At 41.4% G+C, this 8,372-nt stretch carries 8 protein-coding genes and 1 pseudogene; all 9 read right to left on the bottom strand.

What is annotated here, in order from left to right:
- Positions 1–566, bottom strand: a pseudogene (locus tag QZ565_RS06505) (Fe-S cluster assembly protein SufB); the annotation flags it as partial.
- Between the two features lie 57 nt (positions 567–623).
- Positions 624–1,064, bottom strand: coding sequence for a Fe-S cluster assembly sulfur transfer protein SufU (sufU, locus tag QZ565_RS06500; protein WP_084930118.1), 441 nt, complete (start codon positions 1,062–1,064; stop codon positions 624–626).
- Positions 1,051–2,277 (bottom strand): cysteine desulfurase, encoded by a 1,227-nt coding sequence (locus QZ565_RS06495; RefSeq protein ID WP_295527195.1) that lies wholly within the window; start codon positions 2,275–2,277, stop codon positions 1,051–1,053. The genes sufU and QZ565_RS06495 overlap by 14 nt, the downstream gene beginning before the upstream one ends.
- A gap of 10 nt (positions 2,278–2,287) precedes the next feature.
- Positions 2,288–3,550: a Fe-S cluster assembly protein SufD gene (sufD, locus tag QZ565_RS06490; protein ID WP_295527192.1), complete on the bottom strand. Its 1,263-nt coding sequence runs from the start codon at positions 3,548–3,550 to the stop codon at positions 2,288–2,290.
- Positions 3,551–3,577: 27 nt separating this feature from the next.
- On the bottom strand, positions 3,578–4,348 hold the full coding sequence (gene sufC, locus QZ565_RS06485; protein ID WP_000114489.1) for a Fe-S cluster assembly ATPase SufC: 771 nt from the start codon (positions 4,346–4,348) through the stop codon (positions 3,578–3,580).
- A 150-nt stretch (positions 4,349–4,498) separates the two neighbouring features.
- Complete coding sequence (locus QZ565_RS06480) at positions 4,499–4,693, bottom strand: DUF3272 domain-containing protein (protein WP_049551575.1); 195 nt, start codon at positions 4,691–4,693, stop codon at positions 4,499–4,501.
- A 27-nt stretch (positions 4,694–4,720) separates the two neighbouring features.
- Complete coding sequence (dnaX, locus tag QZ565_RS06475) at positions 4,721–6,376, bottom strand: DNA polymerase III subunit gamma/tau (RefSeq protein WP_295527179.1); 1,656 nt, start codon at positions 6,374–6,376, stop codon at positions 4,721–4,723.
- On the bottom strand, positions 6,376–6,873 hold the full coding sequence (locus tag QZ565_RS06470; RefSeq protein ID WP_295527176.1) for a GAF domain-containing protein: 498 nt from the start codon (positions 6,871–6,873) through the stop codon (positions 6,376–6,378). The genes dnaX and QZ565_RS06470 overlap by 1 nt, the downstream gene beginning before the upstream one ends.
- Before the next feature lie 82 nt (positions 6,874–6,955).
- The gene (gene rpsA, locus QZ565_RS06465) at positions 6,956–8,158 is read right to left on the bottom strand and encodes a 30S ribosomal protein S1 (RefSeq protein WP_001001631.1); all 1,203 of its coding nucleotides are present in this window, start codon (positions 8,156–8,158) and stop codon (positions 6,956–6,958) included.
- Positions 8,159–8,372: the final 214 nt, after the last annotated feature.

Genomic DNA, 8,372 nt, shown 5'->3' with positions numbered 1-8,372 from the left:
AGTCCACAGGACCATACTGCTGAGTTGAGGGCTGCCAACTTGTTATCTGTCGGCGGTACCAACTTCGCAAAGTATTGTTTAAACAAGTCTGGGTATTCCTTGAGGGCAGAATCCGTATCTGTAAAGATAATCCCCAATTTTTGGAACTCTTCCTTCATGTTGTGGTAAACCACTTCTGACTCATACTGGGCAGAGGCACCAGCTAGATAAGCACGCTCAGCTTCAGGAATCCCGATACGTTCAAAGGTTTCTTTAATTTTTTCAGGAACCTCATCCCATGAACGAGCTGGTTTATCAGATGGTTTTTGGTAGTAGATCAAGTCATCAAAATCAATCTCTGACAAGTCTGCTCCCCAAGTTTGCATGGGCATTTTTTTGAAGGTTTCATAAGACTTCAAACGGAATTCTAGCATCCACTCAGGTTCTCCCTTTGCAGCTGATAGTTCACGAATGACATCTTCATTCAATCCTTTTCCTGTCGATAGGACAGGCTCTACATCATCATGGAAACCAAATTTATATTCACCAAGGTCAATTGGTTTTGGTTCTACTCTTTCTTCAGCCATAATATCCTTTCTTTCATTCTTCATTTCTACTGATTCATAAGACAAAAGAAACTTGCCTTACTTGTTTTCTTGATTTTCAATTGTTTTCTTCAGGGCGTTCCAAGCTAGGGTTGCACACTTGATTCGTTGAGGGAATTTTGCAACGCCTGATAAGAAGGCTGCGTCTCCAAGTTGGTCTTGACGCTCATCTTTTTGCCCTTGAACCATTTCAGAAAAAATGGTCGCAAGTTCTAAGATTTCTTGTTTGGTCTTGCCTAAAACGGCATCTGTCATCATACTAGCAGAGGCAGTTGAAATCGTACATCCTGAGTTTAGAAAAGCAATATCTACCAAACGGTCCTCTGCATCAAACTTGACAGAGAGGTTGATGACATCCCCACAGGTTGGATTGTTGAGACTGATTTGCTCAGCATCTTCTAACTTCCCTTGGTGATGTGGATTTTTCGAATGGTCCGCTACCACTGCCATATAAAGGCTATCTAGTTTAGAAAGTGCCATTGAAAAACTCCTTTGTTTTTTGTAAGGCATCGACTAGCTTGTCGCAATCTGCCTTGGTATTGTAGATATAAAAACTTGCACGAGCTGTAGCTGGAACGTCCAAATACTGAAGCAAGGGTTGCGCACAGTGGTGACCTGCACGAACAGCTACTCCTTCATAATCCAGAGCTGTCGCAAGGTCGTGAGGATGGAGATTGCCTAGGTTAAAAGCAATGACACCTGAACGTTGAGCCAAGTCCTGCGAACCATAAATGGTCAATCCTTCAATCGCCTGCAGTTTTGGATAGACGTATGCTATCAATTCCTGTTCATGGGCTTCAATGGCATCCATACCGATGTTTTCTAGATAATCCACTGCAGCAGCTAGTCCAATAGCACCTGCCATGTTAGGAGTTCCAGCCTCGAATTTCCAAGGCAATTCCTTCCAACTAGCAGATTGCTCATAAACGAAATCAATCATTTCACCGCCAAATTCTACTGGTGACATTTGTTCCAGATACTTTTCTTTACCATAAAGGACACCAATAGCAGTTGGACCAGCCATCTTGTGACCTGAAAAGGCAAAGAAGTCCACATCCAAGTTCTGAACATCAATCTTCATATGAGGCGTAGATTGAGCACCATCCACCACCATGATAGCTCCAACTTGATGGGCCAATTGAGTGATTTCTTTGATTGGATTGACCACACCAAGAACATTTGAGGCGTGAGCAAGGGAGACAAACTTGACCTTGTCCGTCAATTTTGCTCGCAAATCATCCATATCCAGAGCTCCATCCTTGAGATAGACATAAACAAGCTCAGCTCCAGTCTTGCGACAGGCTTCCTGCCAAGGAATAATATTGGAATGGTGTTCCATTACAGAAATCAAGACCTGATCCCCTTCTGTCAGGACTTCCTCAGCAAAGCGAGCTACCCAGTTCAGACCGGTTGTCGTTCCTCTAGTAAAGAGAACTTCCTTTGTCGAACCTGCATTGATAAACTTACGAATGGTTTCACGAGCGGCTTCATAGGACGCTGTCGCCCGCTCCGCCAAGGTATGAACACCACGGTGAACATTAGCATTATCCTGCTCATAGTAGCGATTAATGGCTTCCAGAACTGCTAGTGGTTTTTGTGTCGTCGCAGCATTGTCCAAATAGACCAACGGTTCATCATTAACAATCTGGTCTAAAATTGGAAAATCCTTGCGAATCGCTTCTACATCTAACATAGGCTTCCCCTTAGCGTTTTGACAATTTTTCTTCGATAGTTGCAATCATTTCATCACGAACTTCTTTGACTGGTATCTCAACAATAACAGATCCAAGGAAACCTCGGACAACCAAGCGCTCTGCAGTTGCCTTATCCAAGCCACGACTCATGAGGTAGTACATATCTTCTGGATCTACTTGTCCAATAGAAGCAGCGTGACCAGCAGTTACGTCATTTTCATCAATCAAAAGAATTGGGTTGGCATCTGAACGAGCCTGATCTGAAAGCATGAGAACACGACTCTCTTGTTGTGCATCTGCTCCCTTGGCACCCTTAATAATGTGACCGATACCATTGAAGGTCAAAGTTGCTTTTTCAAGGATAACCCCATGTTGGAGGATATTTCCGATTGAATTGCAGCCATAGTTAGTTACGCGGGTATCAATCCCTTGTACCTGACGGCCACTTGAAAGAGCTACAACTTTCAGGTCAGCATGACTACCGTTACCAATCAAATCGCTATCAAAGTCTGCAACGACATTTCCTTCGTTCATGACACCGATTGCCCAGTCAATGCTTGCATCGTTGCCTAATTTACCACGACGGCTAATGTAGGCAGTAACATTTTCACCTAGACGGTCAATCGCAGCAAACTTCACTTGAGAACCAGAACGTGCAATCACTTCCACTGTGATATTGGCAGTTGCTTTGGCACTGCCTTCACCACGTGACTCTAAACGCTCCAGATAACTAATCTTAGAATTTTTACCAGCAATAATCATAATATGCTTGTTAAAGGGCACATCGCTGTCGCTGTCTTGGTAGAAAATTCCTTCGATTGGTTCAGCAATCTCAACATTATCTGGAATGTAGAGAACAGCACCACTATTGAAATAAGCTGTATGGTAGGCTGCTAACTTGTCATCGTCATACTTAACAGATGACATGAAGAATTCTTCGATCAGCTCTGGAATTTCTTCTAAAGCTGAGTGAAAGTCTGTGAAAACAACACCTTGTTCAGCTAACTCAACTGGAGTTTGCTCAAAAACAGTTTGAGTTCCTACTTGCACCAACTTCAAGTGGTTATCTAAAGCTGTAAAGTCTGGAACATTTGCTGATGGCTCACTTTCTGTAATCGTTCCATCACCCAGATTCCAACGGTGAAATTTGACACGCTCAATAACTGGTAATTCTAGGCTCTCAATCTTATCAAAAGCTTTTTGACGAAGGTCAGCCAACCAGCTTGGTTCAGCGTGCATTTCTGAAAAAAGTTTAATATTTTCTTTAGTCATTTACTTCTCCTAAAAGATACGAGGGAATTACAATTCTTCCTTGTAGTCGTAGCCAAGTTCTTCAGCTAGTTTTGCGTATCCTTCACGCTCCAAACGCGCAGCCAATTCTGGACCACCAGAAAGGACAACACGACCTTCCATCATTACGTGTACCACGTCTGGAGTGATGTAGTTCAAAAGACGTTGGTAGTGAGTGATAATCATAGCACCAAATCCTTCACCACGCATGGCATTCACACCTTTAGATACAACTTTAAGAGCGTCAATATCAAGACCTGAATCAATCTCATCCAAAAGGGCAAAAGTTGGCTCCAACATCAAAAGCTGAAGAATTTCATTACGTTTTTTCTCACCACCAGAGAAACCTTCATTGAGGTAACGCTCTGCCATTTCTTCTTTCATGTTGAGCAATTCCATTTTCTCGTCCAACTTAGTGATAAACTCACGAACTGAGATCTTCTCATCATCTTCTTTACCAGCATTCATGGCTGCACGAAGAAACTCAGCATTGGTAATTCCAGGAATTTCAGACGGGTATTGCATAGCAAGGAAAAGTCCCATACGCGCACGCTCATCCACTTCCAACTCTAGGATGTTTACGCCATCAAACAAGACTTCACCTTTGGTAACTTCATAGTTTGGATTTCCCATAATAGCGGCTGAAAGAGTTGATTTACCAGTACCATTTGGTCCCATGATAGCGGCAATTTCTCCTGTTTTAAGAGTCAGGTTAACCCCTTTTAAAATTTCTTTTCCTTCAATCTCAACGTGAAGATCTTTGATCTCTAATACTGACATGATAGTTCCTTTCTTTTTCAAGGCCTTTACAGTACTTACTAGAAACATACTCGTTTTCCCTAGAAAATACGGTAATAGGTCAATAAATATACTTTTATAGTATAACAAAAAAAAGCCTAAAAGGCTTTGATTTTGTCTAGAAGCTGAGGACTAGTCTTTTCCTTTTAAATGCTGGTCAATGACATCTACAATCTTGCCCATCAAGTAACTAACTCGGAAATTTCTAAAGAGCAAAATGGCCCAAAAGACTGCCATAATATAGCGACCAGTCATCCAAGCTTCATTGAAAAAATAGGTCTCAGCAGCTGTAAACAGCGCTATGATAATAAATTGTTGTCTGTTCATAAACTTATTGTATCATGAAATCTTTCTTTAGTCTTCCTCTACCTTCACTTTATCAGCCAAAAATTCAAATCCTTCTGGAATTAGACTTTCTTCTGCTTCTTTTTCAGTTTGAGAAGATTTGGCTTTGGCTGAAAAGGCTGCGCGAACTTCTTTCCATTCCTCCATGGAAATGGCTAAAATCTCAGGTGAAAAACCTGCTGCCTGACTGAGGATATTGCCAAACATGGTGTTGAGATTGTCTCGTTTCATGGTTTGACCAGCATTGAAGTTAGACTCAAAAGCAAGAATAGCATGGTGTTCATTGGCCGCAACCGGTTGAGAACCAACTAGCAAAGCCTTATCAGGACCTCCTAGACTTTCAATCACCTCTCCCCAGGCATTCTGCAAGCGTATCAGATTTTGACGTGCTAAATCAGGATTTTCAACGGCCTCTTGTAGAATCGATTGAACCTTATTGCGATCCACACGATAGACTGTCTTGTCCGCTGCTGGGCGACTAGGTGCTGGACTAGTTGGCTTGGCTACAGTTCCCACATTGGCGAGTTCTTGTTTGAGACGTATCACTTCTTGTCTCAGCGTAGCAATTTCATGTTCAACCGCTCCTGAAAGAGCTGGTTCAGGATTAACCTCCGCTAAACGGATGGTCATCATCTCAGCATAAATCTTGGGCTGCAAACTAGACTTAATATCTGCTAAACTGACTGTCGCCAAGCGAATCATTTCAAACAGATTTTCCTGAGGAAGTGCCAAATTTTCTACAAAAACTGGACTATGGTGAGTGTTTTCTCCCCCTGTTTGGACAATTAACAAGTCTCTTAAATAGTGCAAAAGGTCGGTCACAAAACGAGTCATGCTCTTACCATTGTCAAAGAGAAGATTTAAGCACGCTAGGGACTTTGGAACATCCTGTTGAGACAAGGCAGACACATAATCATCCAAGGCTGATAGACTAATGGTGCCAGTAATTTCTTCAGAGATAGCAGTCGTCAGCTCATTTCCCTGTGTCAAACTTAGGGCTTGATCCAAAATAGACAAGGCGTCCCGCATCCCACCTTCAGCCCGTCTGGCAATGATTTCCACAGCCTCTGGTTCAGAACTGATATTTTCTTTTTCTAAAATATAGTGGATATGTTCCTTAATATCCTGTGTCTTAATTGATTTAAATTCAAAACGTTGCACACGGGATAGAATAGTGGCAGGAATCTTGTGCAATTCAGTAGTTGCCAAAATAAAGACCACATTCTGTGTTGGCTCTTCCAGCGTCTTTAGGAGGGCATTAAAAGCTCCTGTAGACAACATGTGAACCTCATCTATGATATAAACCTTATAGCGGGCAAGACTAGGGGCGTAGGTAGATTTATCACGAATTTCGCGAATTTCATCCACCCCATTATTAGAGGCCGCATCCATTTCAATGACATCTTCTAAACTACCGTCCGTCACTGCTTGACAAATATAGCAGTTATTACAAGGTTCACCACCCACTTGATTTGGACAGTTCATAGCTTTGGCAAAAATCTTGGCTACACTGGTTTTTCCCGTTCCACGTGGACCAGAAAAAAGATAGGCATGACTTATTTTCTCTTGCTCCACTGCTTGTTTAAGAGTCTTAGCCACAACTTCCTGTCCAACCAACTGGGAGAAGTTTTGACTTCTATATTTTCGATAAAGTGCTTGATACATTAGGCTTTCTCCCCAAACATTGTAAAGTCCCATTCTGTCTTTTCAAGCAAAATAGCGACAAATTGTTCCAAATAATCTCGATCCATAGCATCATAATCATCAATCTCTGAAGAATCAAGATCTAGAACTCCAAATAATTGACCATTCTTAACCATCGGAATAACAATTTCACTTTTAGCTCGACTATCACAAGAAATATAGTTGGGATAAGTCGTTACATCTCCAACAACAACGGTTTCCTGAAAATGAGCTGCCTCACCACAAACACCCTTTCCTAGCGCAATACGGATGCAGGAAACACCGCCTTGGAAAGGACCTAAAACCAATTCCTTTCCATCGAACAGATAAAAGCCTGCAAATACGGTATTAGGAAAGCGTGATTTTAGAAGAGCACTGGCGTTGGAAAGATTAGCCAAAACATTAGTTTCACCTTCCAATAAAAAAGATAGTTCTTCATTTAACATTTGATAACATGATTGTTTTTCTGATTCTAACATAGAACTATTATATCAAAAAAGGTTTACAGACAAAAGAAAAATCCCTTGTTTTAAACAAAGGATTTTGTGATTATCAATTTGATTAAAGTTCGATATCACCGAACAAGTCAGCCATTGAGAATCCTGTTTGTGTTTCTGGAAGTTCGAAATCACGTTTTTCTTGACGTTTTGGACGACGTGGACGAGCAGCACGTTTTTCTTCTTTTTGTCCTTCTTCTTGAGCTGGACGCTCTTCAAGAGCTTTGATAGAAAGTGATACGCGCTCTGCATCTGCGTTAACTTCAAGAACTTTAACTTGAACTTCTTGACCAACTTTAAGAGCTTCTTTTGGATTTTCAATACGTTTGTGTGAAATTTGTGATACGTGAACAAGTCCATCGATACCTGGCAATACTTCAACAAATGCACCGAAGTCAGTCAAACGTTTAACTGTTCCTTCTACTACATCACCTTTAGCCAATTTTTGCTCAACGCCATCCCATGGTCCAGGTGTTGTTGCTTTAAGTGAAAGTGATACGCGTCCTTCTTCTTCGTTAAGATCAAGGATTTTCACTTCAATTTCTTCACCAACAGTTACAACTGATTTTGGTGATACGTTACGTTCATGTGACAATTCAGTCAAGTGAACCAATCCGTCAACACCACCAAGGTCGATGAAAGCACCGAAGCTTGTGATACGTGCAACTTTACCAGTTACTACATCACCAACAGCCAATTTACCGAATACTTCAGCACGAGCTGCTGCTGTAGCTGCTTCAACAACTTCACGACGTGAAAGGATGAAGCGATTTTCTTTAGCGTCAACTTCTTTGATTTTAGCATCAAATTCTTGACCTACAAAACGCTCAGTGTTACGTACGAAACGAGTATCCAACATTGAAGCTGGGATAAATCCACGAACACCTTCAAATTCTACTGAAAGTCCACCTTTAACGGCACGAGTTCCTTTAACAGTAACAACTTCTTCTTCGCGACCAACAAGTTTGTCCCATGCTTTGCGAGCTTCAAGGCGTTTTTTAGATACAAGGTATGTAACTGTATCAGTATCTTTACCAACTACTTGACGAAGTACAAGAACATCCAATACTTCTCCTACTTTAACAAAGTCATTGATATCTGCATCGCGATCGTTTGTCAATTCGCGAAGAGTCAAGACACCTTCAACACCAGTTCCAGAGATTGCAACGTTAGCTTGAGTCGCATCAACTGTCAATACTTCAGCACTAACAACATCACCAGTCTCAACTTGGCTAACGCTATTTAGCAAATCTTCAAATTCGTTCATCTAAAAAATCCTCCAACAATCAAGTTTTTCTTGAACTTGACATACTTATAATTTTTTTCCTAAGCACCCGCAAGGACATGTTCATATCGTTCACGTCTTTCAATTATAAAAATAAAATACCCTAAGATATTTTGCTTTTTATCTTGATCATTACCTAAGAACTGGGGTAGCTGGATTCGAACCAACGCATGAGGGAGTCAAAGTCCCTTGCCTT

The sequence above is a fragment of the uncultured Streptococcus sp. genome, assembly GCF_915066115.1.
GTDB lineage: Bacteria > Bacillota > Bacilli > Lactobacillales > Streptococcaceae > Streptococcus.
Note: the sequence above shows the minus strand (reverse complement) of the source record. Positions and strands in the feature narration are given on the sequence as shown.